Here is a 13,356-nt window from a genome sequence, read left to right on the forward strand (position 1 = left end):
TCCAACCCCAGAAGATTCTGAGGCCGGGGATGTCAACATATCTGGCGTTGACTTTTGGCACGCTGTTGAGTTCTCAAGGAACGGACACTTCCTTCAGGCCGCCTTCCAGCGGGCCCTCCGGGCGCTTCGTTCTTTCGTGTTTCCAGCTTATCAGATCCTCGCGGCCGTTCTTACCGGCTTCGTTTCTCCGAATTCCCGCTGGCGGGATTTCCTTCGAACTTCGCTCCGAAGCTTATCAAAGCTTTCGATGTGCTCAGTCCGCGGGATTTTGCTTCGTCGAAGGATGCGCATTCATAAAACGCGCTCACCTCAATTTGGCGGTGTCGTAGACACTAACGCCCGGGACTGACCGTTGTCCAGTCTGTCCCAACCGTTCAAACCTACTAGCCCACCCTCACCACGTCAATGGTTTGGTCGGGATGCGAGAAGAGTACCAGGTCAGAGGCATGTCGATCACCTCGTCTCAGGCCGCGACGGGTTGCAGATCCGCCCGATCGGCCGCGTCCAGATCACCGACTTCGCCGGCCTCGGCGGCCTTTCGGCCCCACACCAGCGCGTAGAGAAGGAATGCCGCCTCGGCCAGCACTCCGATCGAGATGCGTGCCCAGGTGGGCAGCCCGGAAGGGGTGACGAACGCTTCGAGCACACCGGAAACGGCCAGCACCGTGGCAAGGCCGATGGACATGCCGATGATGGAGCGGCCCTGTTCGGCCAGGGCCGTTCCACGGGTGCGCGGGCCGGGGTCGATGACCGTCCAGCCGAGGCGCAGACCGAGGCCTCCGGCCACGAACACCGCGGTCAGCTCCAGCAGGCCGTGCGGGATGAGCAGGCCGAGGAAGACGTCGAGTCGCCCGGCGGAGGCCATCAGCCCGACGCCGACACCGAGGTTGACCACGTTGGTCCACATCACCCAGAGCACCGGGAGACCCAGCGCGATCCCGAACAGCAGGCACTGCACGGCGATCCAGGCGTTGTTCGTCCAGACCTGCGCGGCGAACGAACTCGCCGGGCGGTCCGAGTAGTACGACTCGTACTGCCCGCCCGGGCGGGTCATCTCCCGCAGGTGATCCGGGGCGACCAGGCTGTTGCGGACCTCGGGGTGGGTGGCCATCCACCAGGCGAGCACCGCGGTGGCCAGCAGCGAGACGACCGCGACCGGCACCCACCAGCGGCGCGCGCGGTACAGCGCGGCCGGGAAGCTCACCGTGTAGTACCGGGCGACGTCGTGCCATCCGCTGCTGCGCGATCCGGTCACCGCGCTGCGGGCCCGCGAGACCAGGCCGGTCAGCCGGCTGAGCAGGGCAGGGTCCGGCGCGGCGGCCTGGACCTTGGCCAGGTGGCCGGTGGCGCGCTGGTACAAGGTGACCAGTTCGTCGGCCTCCTCTCCGCTGAGCCGGCGCCGTCGGGCGAGGGCGTCCAGCCGTGCCCACTCCCCCTGGTGGGTGGCGACGAAGACGTCCAGGTCCATTCGGCGGCTCCATGGTCGGCGGTGGGCGCGAGGGGGCCCGGTCGCGGGCGGGTGGACGGGCGGGTACGTACGGATACGCGCGGCCCAGCATGCCAGCAGCGGTGGGCCCCCCGACCGCCGGGATCTCACTTCCCGTGCGACCACCGGGCGCCGTATGTTTGCGGCTGCGGATCAGACTGCGGAGAGCAGGTCGTGGGGGCCGGTCCGGATGACGCCCCTCCCCTCGTCCGTGCCGCCCTCGGCGGCCTCCATGAGTGAGCTGTACGGCTCCACGAACGTGAACGGACAGGTGTCTTGAGCGACCTGGTGACGGGTGAGGCGGTCGTCCTCGACCTGCAGACGGCGAAGCTTCCCAGCCGGGCGCTGGCGATCACGCTGGACCTGCTCGTGGAGTTCGCCGCCCTGTTCCTGGTCTCGCTCACCCTGAGCGTCGCCCTGATCGGACTGGACGGTGCGGCGCTGGCGGCCACCCTGATCGGGCTGCTGGTGTTCTTCCTGGTGGCCGTGCCGGTGATGGTCGAGACCTTCACCCACGGGCGCTCGCTCGGCAAGGCCGCGCTCGGCTTGCGGGTGGTGCGCACCGACGGCGGCCCGGTGCGGTTCCGGCACTCGCTGGTGCGCGGGCTGGTCGGCTTCATGGAGTTGGTCGCCATGACCGGCGTGCCGGCGGTGATCACCTCGGCCGTGAACGTGGACGGCAAGCGGCTGGGCGACATCTTCGCCGGGACGGTGGTCGTCCGCGAGCGCACCCCGGGCGGGGGGACGCCGCCGCTGCCGCCCGTGCACCCGCACCTGCTCCAGACGATGGGCCGGGAGCTGGTCGCGATGGACCTGTCCGCCGTGCCGGAGCCACTCTGGCTGGCGATTCGCCAACTGCTTGGCCGCATAGGCCAGTTGGACCCCACGGTGGCGCTCCAGATGTCCACCCGGCTGGCCGGCGACCTGGCCGCCCGGACCGGTCATCCGGTGGCGCAGGGGCTGCACCCGGCGGCATACCTGGGCGCGGTGCTCACCGAGCGCCAGCGCCGGGAGTGGACGCGGGCCCAGGCCCAGTGGCAGCGGCAGCGGACCGCGGCCCCCGCACCCGCCGCGTGGCCGGCTCCCGCGCCCCAGCCGCCCACCGCGGACGGCGGGCCGCTGCGCGTCCTCGGCGTCCCGACGACGACCGCGGCAACGACCCCGCCGACGACCGCGGCCCCGGCCGCCCCCTCCTTCGAGAAGCCCGCCCCGCCCACCGCCGACCAGCCGTCCCCGACACCGGCCCCAGCCCCGACACCGGCCCCCGGCACCGGCTTCGCGCCGCCCGCCTAGGCCCACCGCGCTGTCGGGCCCGCCGCCCGACCCACTCAGCCCGGACCTACTCCCCGAACTGCGCCGGCCAGGCGTTCGGCGGCGACGCCAGCTCCTCCAGTTCGATCCCGTCGGCCGCCAGCACCACGTCCCCCGCGAGGTGCACGACCTGCTGCTCGCCGGTCTCCAGGTCCGCGACCTGGTACCGCTCGACCAGCAGCGGCCCGGAGTCGGTCTGGTGCGTGTCGACACCCTCCAGCAGCCACCCCTGGTCGAAGGTGCGCGGCGCCAGCACCGGTTCGGTGAAGGCGACCAGCCGCACCCGTGCACTCGCCCCCTCCCGCAGCCGCAGCAGCCGGGCGGTGGCGACCAGGAAGGCCGGCGAGCCGCCGGTGAACCCGTGCGCCCGGTCGTGCCCCTCCACGCTGTGCTCGCCGCCCGGGTCCGCCGCGTCCGTCCGGACCCAGGCGACGCCGTCCACCGCGCCGCCGCGCACCTGCCAGCCACCGGCCCGCAGCTCCATCCGCAGCGGGCGGGCCCGCGAGTCCAGGGTGAGGTCGACGCTGCCGATCACCCGCCCGTCCGGCGCGTAGGTCTTGGAGACGTACCGCCAGCCGGCCGCCCCGGGGGCGCAGCTGAAGCGCTCCTCCCCGAGCAGCACGCGGTCGTGACCCAGAGGAGTCATGGCTGTATGGAGCGAGTACCGGCCGTTGGGCATGCCCGAAAGCCTACGTGCGCACTTCGCATGCAACGTTCGGGGCGGGTGCCCGCATTAGGGGGGTGGACGGCGCGCACGAGCGCCGACGGTACGCGGGAGAAGGGGGGCGCAGATGGCGAAGCAGGCACGCGACGAGGAGTTCACGGAGTACGTGGCTTCCAGGAGCGGCTGGCTGCGCAAGGTCGCCTATCTGCTGTGCGGGGACTGGCACCGCGCGGACGACCTGGTCCAGGAGACCATCACCAAGCTGTACGTGAACTGGTCGCGGGCAGGCCGCATGGAGAACCTGGACGGCTACGCCCGCAGGGTGCTGGTCAACACCTTCCTGGCCGAGCAGCGCACCTCCTGGTGGCGACGGACCAGCCGGCCGGGCACCGACCTCGACACCGAGTCCGTACCCGTCGACCTCGACGCCTCGCTGGACCTGCGCCACGCCCTGGCGACGCTGCCGGCCCGCCAACGGCGGCCGGCCTACTGGCTGGTCGACTCGGGCGGTACGGCCGCCCCGACGCTGCGCTGGCTGACCCCCGACGGCCGGTGGGCGGAGATCAGCGGAAACGGTGGCGGCCGCCTCGAAAACTTCTCCCAGGAGATTCTGCTCAGGGTCGCGGCCGATGTCCGGTACGGCCACTGGGACGTCCCCCTGCCGGTGCGGTTCACCGGCCTGCCCGAGACGTTCAAGGCCACCGACATCTCGCTCTGGCGGCCGGACACGGACGGCGTCGGCGCCTGGAGCCTGTGGCTGATGTTCCAGGTCGAGGGGAAGAACGTCTCGGTCACCCTGCGGCCGATCGGGCCGCGCCCGGTCTACACCAGCACGGACGGCTCGCCCTACACCGACCCGCACCCGCCCTTGGAGTCCGTCCAGAACGGGGTGGAGATCTCCATCGGCACCGGAGCCGGCGATCCGCCCTCCCTGGAGCAGCTCGGCGGCCTCCCCTGGATGCTCGCCCACACCGAGGCCCTCGGCCCGGACGCCACCGACTGGACCACCGACGTCATCGTGCCCTGAATCGCCGACGGCCGACCGAACGCGCCGGTGGCCGGCACCCCTGCGCAGGGGTGCCGGCCACCGGCGTACGGCTCACCGCATCAGTAGCGGTACTGCTCCGCCTTGTACGGGCCCTCGACCGGGACGCCGATGTAGTCGGCCTGCTCCTGGCTCAGGGTGGTCAGCTTCACGCCGAGCGCGTCGAGGTGCAGCCGGGCGACCTTCTCGTCCAGGTGCTTGGGCAGCACGTAGACGCCGATCGGGTACTGCTCGGTCTTCGTGAACAGCTCGATCTGGGCGATCGTCTGGTTCGCGAAGGAGTTGGACATCACGAACGACGGGTGGCCGGTCGCGTTGCCCAGGTTCAGCAGGCGGCCCTCGGAGAGGACGATGATGGTGCGGCCGTCGGCCTTGCGCCACTCGTGGACCTGCGGCTTGACCTCGGTCTTCACCACGCCGGGCAGCTGCGCCAGGCCGGCCATGTCGATCTCGTTGTCGAAGTGGCCGATGTTGCCGACGATGGCCTGGTGCTTCATCCGGGCCATGTGGGAGGCCATGATGATGTCCTTGTTGCCCGTGGTCGTGATGAAGATGTCGGCCGTCTCGACGACGTCCTCCAGGGTGGCGACCTGGTAGCCGTCCATCGCCGCCTGGAGCGCGCAGATCGGGTCGATCTCGGTGACGATGACGCGGGCGCCCTGGCCGCGCAGCGACTCGGCGCAGCCCTTGCCGACGTCGCCGTAGCCGCAGACGACGGCGACCTTGCCGCCGATCAGGACGTCGGTGGCGCGGTTGATGCCGTCGATGAGCGAGTGGCGGCAGCCGTACTTGTTGTCGAACTTCGACTTGGTGACCGAGTCGTTGACGTTGATCGCCGGGAACAGCAGCTGGCCGTCACGGTGCATCTCGTACAGGCGGTGGACACCGGTGGTGGTCTCCTCGGTCACGCCCTTGATGGTGGCGGCGACCTCGGTCCACTTGTTCGGGGAGTCCTTGAGGGTGCGGTTGAGCAGCTCCAGGATGATCCGGAACTCGTCGTTGTCCGCGGTGGACGGGTCCGGCGCGGCACCGGCCTTCTCGACCTCGACACCCTTGTGGATCAGCAGGGTGGCGTCGCCGCCGTCGTCCAGGATCATGTTCGGGGTCTTGCCCTCGGGCCAGGTCAGAGCCTGCTCGGTGCACCACCAGTACTCGTCCAGGGTCTCGCCCTTCCAGGCGAAGACCGGCACGCCCTGCGGGTTCTCCGGGGTGCCCTCCGGGCCGACCGCGATGGCGGCGGCCGCGTGGTCCTGGGTGGAGAAGATGTTGCAGGAGCACCAGCGGACCTCGGCGCCCAGGGCGGTCAGGGTCTCGATGAGGACGGCGGTCTGCACGGTCATGTGCAGCGAGCCGGTGATGCGGGCGCCGGTCAGCGGCTTCGACTCGGCGTACTCGGCTCGGATCGACATCAGGCCGGGCATCTCGTGCTCGGCCAGCTGGATCTCCTTGCGGCCGAACGGCGCCAGGGAAAGGTCGGCGACCTTGAAGTCACCGGTGGTGTCGGTCGACATGCGTCTGCTCCTCGCTGATGGGGTGGGCGTGGCCAAGGTCCTGTGTGTGCGGTCGCAGCGGGGGCGGGGCCGTACGGGTGCACGGCTACGCCGGGGCGGCCGGATCCGTGGTGGCGGACCGGTTCCCTGCTGCGCAGCACAAACCGTCGGAGGACCTCTCTCCCTCGACCGGGGCACACCCCACAGGGGCGGACCGCCGATCAACCGCCATCAGCAGCGACGTTCTGGCTCTGGTGACGAATCTACACCGGCGGCCCCACCGGCCGTCCGCCGATGAGCGATTTCGGCCTCGGACCGGACGGGTCCTCAAGCGGATCCCAGCCGACCCCGGCCGGCGGCGGACCGGCGCCGGTCAGTGCGAGGCGCCGGGCCCGGGCCCGCCGGGGGTGGCCGCCGGGTCCTCGCCCGCGGCGGCCTTCTCGGCGCTGTAGACGTCGGGCTCCAGGTAGATCGCCCGCGCGATCGGGACGGCGGCCCGGACCCGCTCCTCCGCCGCGTCGATCGCCCGCGCGACGCGGGCCGCGCTGTCCTCCGCGTTGACGGCGATCTTGGCGGCGACCAGCAGTTCCTCCGGCCCCAGGTGCAGGGTGCGCATGTGGATCACGCCGGTGACGGCCTCGCCGTCCACCAGCGCCTCGCGGATCCGGCGCACCGAATCCCGGTCGGCGGACTCGCCGAGCAGCAGCGACTTGGTCTCCAGGGCGAGCACCACCGCGATCAGCACCAGCAGGACGCCGATGCCCAGGGTGCCGACGCCGTCCCAGACGCCGTCGCCGGTGATCACGGTGAGCGAGACGCCGAGCAGCGCGAGCACCAGGCCGATCAGCGCGCCGGCGTCCTCCAGCAGCACCACCGGCAGCTCCGGGGCCTTGGCGGTGCGGATGAACTGCACCCAGCCCTGGCCGCCCTTGGCCTTCGCCGACTCGCGCATCGCGGTGAGGAAGGACCAGCCCTCCATCGCGACGGCGAAGATCAGCACGCCGACCGCCCAGCCCCAGGAGTCCAGCTTCTCCGGGTGGTTGACCTTGTGCCAGCCCTCGTAGATCGCGAACAGGCCGCCGACGCTGAAGAGGACGATCGCCACCAGGAAGCCGTAGATGTAACGCTCGCGGCCGTACCCGAACGGGTGCTCCTCGTCCGCCGCCCGGCGCGCCCGCTTGCCGCCGATCAGCAGCAGCACCTGGTTGCCCGAGTCGGCGACCGAGTGCACGCCCTCGGCCAGCATCGACGAGGAGCCGGTGAAGCCGAAGGCGGTGAACTTGGCCGCCGCGATCGCCAGGTTCGCGGACAGTGCCGCGACCAGTGCCTTGGTGCCGCCTTCTGTACTCATGCTCCGGGTCCCTCCGCCGCAATGGCTGGTCGCGCTGCTCCGTCGAGCGCTTACCGTACCGGCCGTGCGACGCCGGCTCAGGACTGCGCGGCGGCGAGCCCGAGGTAGACGGCGGCGAAGTCGGTCAGCGCGACCAGGTCGGCGAGCGCGTGCAGCGGGTCCGGCCGGGTGGTCGCGTACTCGGTCAGCCGGACGTCGTGGGCGCCGGCCAGCCGGTGCGCGCGGGTGACGCCGAAGCTGCGCGGGCCCGCGTCGTCCTCCGGCACCTCGGCCGGCCCGTCCGCCTCGTCGGCCGCGCCGCCGGGCTGGGCCCCGGGCCGACCGCCGGGCGCCCCCGGGACGTGCCGCAGCAGCAGGACCTGGAGGTGCAGCGGATCCGGCTCGTCGACCCGGTCGCGGAAGAAGTCGTCCGGGTCCGCGCCCGCGCCCAACTGGCCGGTGAACATGCCGCGGTGGGCGGTGAGCACCTGCGGCAGCGGCCCGGCCAGCGCCGGGCGGCCGGCCCGTTCGGCGAGCTGGGCGGCGAAGCGGGTGGCGACGGCCCCGGCGATCGGGCCCTCGGCCCACAGCAGCGGGACCGTCCCGGCCAGCCGGGCGGCCAGGCCCTTGGCCGGGTTGGTGTACGCGGCGGCGTCGGGGCGGCAGCGGACGGCGGTCGCGTCCAGCAGGTCGGCGACGGCCGGCAGCGCGTCGTACGGCAGCTGGGTGATGCCGATCTTCTGGGCGAGCGCGAGCAGCGGGGTGAGGTGGGACCACAGCGCGGCCGGGTCCTCGGCGGGGAGGTCCGGCTCGGCGGCCGGGCGGGCGGGCGCCTCGTCCTCGGGCAGCGCGGAGGCCACGTACGGCAGCGGCAGCGCGCGCACCTGCAACGCGGCCTCGGCCAGCGGGCTGCCCACCGGGGCGGTGACCGCGATCGCGCAGCCGCGCGCGTAGGCCTGCTCGGCGAGGCTGACCAGGCCCGGTTCGCCGCCGTCGGCGGAGCTGACCACCAGGAGGTCCAGCGGGCCGGCCCAGCCGGGCAGTTGCCAGCCGAGCCCGGTGGTGAAGGCGGGCGGCGCGCCGGCCCGGTCGGCGCGCGGGGCGGCCGCCTCGGTCGGCGGCAGCGTGGTGATCAGGCCGGCGCTGCCGGCCAGCGCGGTCAGGATCTCGCCCGCCGTCAGGGCGCTGCCGTGGCCCGCGACCAGGACGGCGCGCGGGCGGCCGTCCGGGCGCAGCCGGTCCAGGCCGGCCGCGTCGGCCAGCCGCAGCGCGGTGCGGACCCGCGCGCCGGCGCCGGCCAGGGCCAGCAGGGCGCGGTCGCGGTCGGCGCGCTGCAGGGCGGCCGGGTCGTCGAGCAGGGTGTCGTCGAGCATGCGGCGGGCCTCCGGCTGCTGTCCTGTGCGCGCTGGGCTGACGGGGTGGGGGCTTCGCCCCAAGGATCAGGCCGGGCGGCGGGCCTCGTCCACCAGCAGGACCGGAATGCCGTCCCGCACCGGGTACGCGAGGCCGCAGTCCGCGCCGGTGCAGACCAGCTCGGGCTGCTCCTCGGTGCCGCCCTCGGTGAGCGCGGCCCGGCACTGCGGGCAGACCAGGATCTCCAGCAGGAAGGATTCGAGCTTCATGGGGCTCTCCAAAAGTCGGGGGGTGGCACGGCGGTGCCCCGGCCGATAGGCAACCCTACCGGCCGGGGCACAGCAGGCCTCGGTCAGGCGCGGACGATGGCGAGCACGCCGTCGCGCAGCTCGGCCATCTTCGCCGGGTCCTTGGCCTCGGCGTTCAGGCGCAGCAGCGGCTCGGTGTTGGAGGCGCGCAGGTTGAACCACCAGTCCGGGCCGGCCACGGTGAGGCCGTCCAGCTCGTCGACGGTGGTGCCCTCCAGGCCGGCGTAGGCGGCGCGGACGGCGGCGGTGCTGGCGGCCTGGTCGGCGACGGTGCTGTTGATCTCGCCGGAGGCGGCGTAGCGGTCGTACTCGGCGGTGAGCGCGGACAGCGTGCCGGGCTGCCCGCCGAGCGCGGCCAGCACGTGCAGCGCGGCCAGCATGCCGGTGTCGGCGCGCCAGAAGTCGCGGAAGTAGTAGTGCGCGGAGTGCTCGCCGCCGAAGACGGCGTCGGTGACGGCCATCTCCTGCTTGATGAAGGAGTGGCCGACCCGGGTGCGCACCGGGTTGGCGCCGAGCTCGCGGACCACCTCGGGGACGGTCCAGGAGGTGATCAGGTTGTGGATGACGGTCGGCTCGGCCTCGCCGGCGGCCTGGGCGCGGGCGATCTCGCGGGCGGCGACCAGGGCGGTGATGGCGGACGGGGAGACCGGCTCGCCGCGCTCGTCGACGACGAAGCAGCGGTCGGCGTCGCCGTCGAAGGCCAGACCGAGGTCGGCGCCGACCTCGCGGACCCGGGCCTGGAGGTCGACGATGTTCTTCGGGTCGAGCGGGTTGGCCTCGTGGTTGGGGAAGGTCCCGTCCAGCTCGAAGTACATCGGGACGAGCTCGATCGGCAGGCCGTCGAAGACGGTCGGCACGGTGTGGCCGCCCATGCCGTTGCCCGCGTCCACGACGACCTTGAGCGGACGGATCGCGGTGAGGTCGACCAGGCCCAGCAGGTGGTCGGCGTAGCCCCGCAGGGTGTCCTGCTCGGACAGCGCGCCCGGCTTGACGTCCTTGGCCGGGACGGTGACGGTGTCGTCCTCACCCGTCCAGGACTCGACCAGCTCGCGGATCTCGGCGAGGCCGGTGTCCTGGCCGACCGGGGCGGCGCCGGCCCGGCACAGCTTGATGCCGTTGTACTGGGCCGGGTTGTGGCTGGCGGTGAACATCGCGCCGGGCAGGTCGAGCTTGCCGCTGGCGTAGTAGAGCTGGTCGGTCGAGCAGAGGCCGATCTGGACGACGTCGGCGCCGTAGGCGGCGGCGCCCTCGGCGAACGCCCGGGTGAGCGACGGGGAGGAGGGGCGCATGTCGTGGCCGACGACGATCGCGGACGCGCCGGTGACCTGCACGAACGCGGCGCCGAAGGCCCGGGACAGGTGCTCGTCCCACTGGTCCGGGACGACGCCTCGGACGTCGTAGGCCTTCACGAGCTGCTTGAGGTCGCGCACTGCGGCTCCACCCTGGTCTCTGTACTGGTCGGTGTGCGTGTGATCGGCGGCTGGCCGCCCACGGTCACGATACGTCGGGGTCACCGCCCGTTCGGTCGACGGTCCGCGGTGACGGTAGACGGGCAGCGTACCCAAGTCGGACGAACGCCCGGTGCGGGCCCGGGCGGGGTACGGCGTCGGCTGTGCGGCGTCAGTTGTCCGGCGAGCGCAGGACGCGCAGGTGGCCGCGGCGGCCGCCCTCGGTGGACTCGCCCTCGGACCCGCGGCCCTGACGGGGGGTCTGCGGCCGGGCGGCCTCGCGGACGGCGTTGGCGAGGGCCTCCAGGTCGTCGCTGCTGCGGCGCAGCGGCCCGGCCTCGGCGGCCAGCCGGACGACCTCCCAGCCGCGCGGGGCGGTGAGGCGCTCGGCGTGCTCGGCGCACAGGTCGTAGCAGTGCGGCTCGGCGTAGGTGGCGAGCGGGCCCAGGACGGCGGTGGAGTCCGCGTAGACGTACGTCAGCGTCGCGACGGCCGGCCGGCCGCACGCGGTCCGCGAACAACGACGTACAGAGCTCACGAGGGTGGACGGTACCGCACTCCTCGCCGGGGAGCGAAGACCGCCTGTCCGGCGGGTGTGCCGTGTCGCGGTCCGCACGCCGGTCCGCGCCCCGCCGCCCCGGGCGTTTCCCCGTCGGAGTAGTCCACTTCCGACCGTCCAAGGACTACCCTCGGCAGTGATATGGACAGCTCTGCACCGCAGTCATCGACGGGACCCTCGCGCCGTCCCCGGCATCGCGACCGGCACGGCAGGGGGCTGCGCGGCCCGCTGGCGCCGCCCCAGGTGCCGATCTCGCTCACCCGCTCCGAACTGTTCGACGACTACGTGCGCGAATCGGTGGAGCGTCTTGAACGGCGCTGGCCGCAGTTGATCGAAGTGGAGTTCGCCGTCCAGGAGGTGCCGCTGCACGAGCCCGACGCGGCCGACGGCGAGGACGGCGTGCCGCTGGGGCGGGTGTTGCCGGGCAAGCAGGGCCGCAAGAGCCAGATCGTGGTGTACCGGCGGCCGGTGGAGATCCGGGCGAAGACCCGGGAGGACCGCGCGGCACTGGTGCACGAGATCCTGATCGAGCAGGTGGCGGAGCTGCTGGGGCTGTCCCCGGACGCCATCGACCCGCGCTACGACGAGGACTGAGCACGCGGACGGGGCGGTACCCGGGCCTGCCGGGTACCGCCCCGTCCGACCGGTCAGCGCAGGACGACGCCCGGATCCTGCCCGGCCCGCGGGACCCTGACGGTGCTGTGGTCGTCGCGCAGCGACTGGATGGTGAACATCGGCACGTCCTTGGCGGGCAGCGAGAGCATCCGGGCGGCCATCACCGGGCCGCCTGAGACGGTCTCGACGGTGAGCGCGAAGCTGCCGTTCAGCCCGCCGGGCTCGGGCGCCGGGAGGGCGACCGTGCCGCCGGCCGGCAGCTGGACGTCCTTGCTCACCGGGGTGCCGCCGCCGCTGCCGGCCGAGGCGGTGACCCGGACGGTGGCGGCGTCGCCGGCGGAGGTCAGGAACAGCGTGGACGCGCCGGCCCGGTTGTCGGCGACCGTGGCGCGGGCGCCGACCGGGCCGGTGCCGGTGAGCCAGGCGGCGTCGCTCTTGCCGCCGCCCCCGGCCCGGTCGACCCGCAGGCCGGCCACGACCGGGGTCGGGTGCTTGTCGTCGGTGGGCGACAGCCGCAGCCCGGCGACCTCGTCGCGGGTGACCTTGCCGAGGTCGACGGCGGCCACCATGCCCGCCTTGATGTGGATGGACTCGTTGCCGGCCGGGGTGAACCAGCCGTTCTTGCCGGACAGCTGGATCTTCAGGTCGGCGTCGTCCTCCGGCGGCGCCCAGACCACCAGGTGGGCGGCGGAGGTGTCGGCGGGCAGGCCGGGCAGCACCTGGGTGGCCGCCGGCTCGGCCGAGGCCGGGATCCAGTCGGCGCCCCTGCCGCCGTCGGCGGCGTGCAGCGCGGCGCCGACCCGTCCGCTGCGGGCGACCACGTGCACGGCGAGGTCGTTGACCGCGCCCTTGCTGATCGTCGGCAGCAGCACGGACTGGGAGCTGCCGGGGGCGACGGTGATGCCGTTGGCGGCGTCGTTCTCGATCAGGCCCTTGTCGCCGTACAGCTTGATGTCGACCACGGCGGCGGAGGACTCGGTGTTCACCAGGCTGACGTAGTCGACCCGGTCGCCGGCCGTGCTGGCCCCGGCGAACCAGAAGCTGGTCCCCGCGGGGGTGCAGGTGAGGCCGGACAGGCCGAGGCCGCGCTGCTCGGTGACCACGGTGGTCTGGGTGACGGTGAAGCCGGGGGCGAGGGCGCCGGTGGCGACGGCCCCGGTGCCGGGCGCGGTGTCGCCGTTGGCGGCCGGGCCGGTGGCCGGGGTGCCGGGCTTGGCCAGGGTCAGCCGGGCGTCGGCGGGCGCGGCGCCCTTGTCCGGGGCGGCCGGGGCGGCCGAGCCGGACGGCGCGGCGGGGGCGCCGGCCGCCGGGGCGGAGGGCGCGGTGGTCGGCGGGGTCGCGGGCGCGGCGGCGTCGGAGAGCCAGCCGGCCCCGCCGGTGGCGCCGCCCGTCCCGGGCGGGGTGTAGGCGGTGAGCGTGGTCGAGCCGGTCAGGCCCTGGAGCGGCTGCGGGCAGACCGCCGCCGTCCGCTCGACCTGCGCGGTGGTCGGGGCGACGCCACCGTCCGCCTTGGCGGGGGCGGCCGGCGGGCGCGTCTCGGCGATCCCGAACACCGCCGCGAGCACGACGGCCGCGGCCAGCAGGGACTGCGTGGTCCTGGTGCCCCCGGACCGCCCGGCCGGCCGGGCGGAGGCCGCGGGCTCCGGCGCCTGGGCCGGGGCGTGCCCGGACTGCCCGGCCTCGGCGGCCTCCGTCGGCTCGACGGCCTCGGGCGCGGACTTCTTCCTGAATGCGGGCTTCTTCATCG

12 protein-coding genes are annotated in these 13,356 nt (G+C 73.4%); 3 read left to right on the forward strand and 9 right to left on the reverse strand.

Annotation, left to right across the window (positions count from 1 at the left end):
* Positions 1–463: 463 nt before the first annotated feature.
* Entirely contained in the window at positions 464–1,468 is a 1,005-nt protein-coding gene (locus ACIP37_RS34860; protein ID WP_063349146.1) for a stage II sporulation protein M, read from the reverse strand.
* A gap of 294 nt (positions 1,469–1,762) precedes the next feature.
* On the opposite strand from ACIP37_RS34860, the gene ACIP37_RS34865 reads away from it, so the two are divergent.
* Positions 1,763–2,779, forward strand: a complete 1,017-nt coding sequence (locus ACIP37_RS34865) for an RDD family protein (RefSeq protein ID WP_363625778.1) — start codon at positions 1,763–1,765, stop codon at positions 2,777–2,779.
* Positions 2,780–2,825: 46 nt separating this feature from the next.
* Here the strand turns inward: ACIP37_RS34865 and ACIP37_RS34870 are convergent, their stop codons facing one another.
* On the reverse strand, positions 2,826–3,476 hold the full coding sequence (locus ACIP37_RS34870) for a hypothetical protein (protein ID WP_350886472.1): 651 nt from the start codon (positions 3,474–3,476) through the stop codon (positions 2,826–2,828).
* Positions 3,477–3,588: 112 nt separating this feature from the next.
* On the opposite strand from ACIP37_RS34870, the gene ACIP37_RS34875 reads away from it, so the two are divergent.
* On the forward strand, positions 3,589–4,488 hold the full coding sequence (locus tag ACIP37_RS34875; protein ID WP_400812267.1) for a sigma factor: 900 nt from the start codon (positions 3,589–3,591) through the stop codon (positions 4,486–4,488).
* A gap of 80 nt (positions 4,489–4,568) precedes the next feature.
* Here ACIP37_RS34875 and ahcY read toward each other — a convergent pair whose 3' ends face one another.
* The 6 genes from ahcY to ACIP37_RS34905 all read right to left on the reverse strand — a co-directional run bounded on the left by ahcY (position 4,569) and on the right by ACIP37_RS34905 (position 11,051).
* Positions 4,569–6,017 (reverse strand): adenosylhomocysteinase, encoded by a 1,449-nt coding sequence (ahcY, locus tag ACIP37_RS34880; protein ID WP_363633078.1) that lies wholly within the window; start codon positions 6,015–6,017, stop codon positions 4,569–4,571.
* A 352-nt stretch (positions 6,018–6,369) separates the two neighbouring features.
* Positions 6,370–7,347, reverse strand: a complete 978-nt coding sequence (locus ACIP37_RS34885) for a cation diffusion facilitator family transporter (RefSeq protein ID WP_363587586.1) — start codon at positions 7,345–7,347, stop codon at positions 6,370–6,372.
* Between the two features lie 77 nt (positions 7,348–7,424).
* Positions 7,425–8,699, reverse strand: a complete 1,275-nt coding sequence (locus ACIP37_RS34890) for an SIS domain-containing protein (protein ID WP_363587588.1) — start codon at positions 8,697–8,699, stop codon at positions 7,425–7,427.
* A gap of 66 nt (positions 8,700–8,765) precedes the next feature.
* Complete coding sequence (locus tag ACIP37_RS34895; protein WP_280686052.1) at positions 8,766–8,948, reverse strand: Trm112 family protein; 183 nt, start codon at positions 8,946–8,948, stop codon at positions 8,766–8,768.
* An 83-nt stretch (positions 8,949–9,031) separates the two neighbouring features.
* Positions 9,032–10,417 carry a phosphomannomutase/phosphoglucomutase gene (locus ACIP37_RS34900; RefSeq protein WP_363587590.1) on the reverse strand — a complete coding sequence of 462 codons (1,386 nt, stop codon included), beginning with the start codon at positions 10,415–10,417 and terminating at the stop codon, positions 9,032–9,034.
* 190 nt (positions 10,418–10,607) lie between these two features.
* On the reverse strand, positions 10,608–11,051 hold the full coding sequence (locus ACIP37_RS34905; RefSeq protein WP_079136306.1) for a DUF3499 domain-containing protein: 444 nt from the start codon (positions 11,049–11,051) through the stop codon (positions 10,608–10,610).
* An 84-nt stretch (positions 11,052–11,135) separates the two neighbouring features.
* Between ACIP37_RS34905 and ACIP37_RS34910 the strand changes: the two genes are divergently transcribed.
* Entirely contained in the window at positions 11,136–11,588 is a 453-nt protein-coding gene (locus ACIP37_RS34910) for a metallopeptidase family protein (RefSeq protein WP_079135840.1), read from the forward strand.
* A gap of 53 nt (positions 11,589–11,641) precedes the next feature.
* On the opposite strand, the gene ACIP37_RS34915 is transcribed toward ACIP37_RS34910, so the two are convergent.
* Positions 11,642–13,354: a DUF5719 family protein gene (locus ACIP37_RS34915; RefSeq protein WP_363633079.1), complete on the reverse strand. Its 1,713-nt coding sequence runs from the start codon at positions 13,352–13,354 to the stop codon at positions 11,642–11,644.
* Between the last annotated feature and the right edge of the window lie 2 nt (positions 13,355–13,356).

The sequence above is a fragment of the Kitasatospora sp. NPDC088861 genome (assembly GCF_044750105.1).
Lineage (GTDB): Bacteria > Actinomycetota > Actinomycetes > Streptomycetales > Streptomycetaceae > Kitasatospora.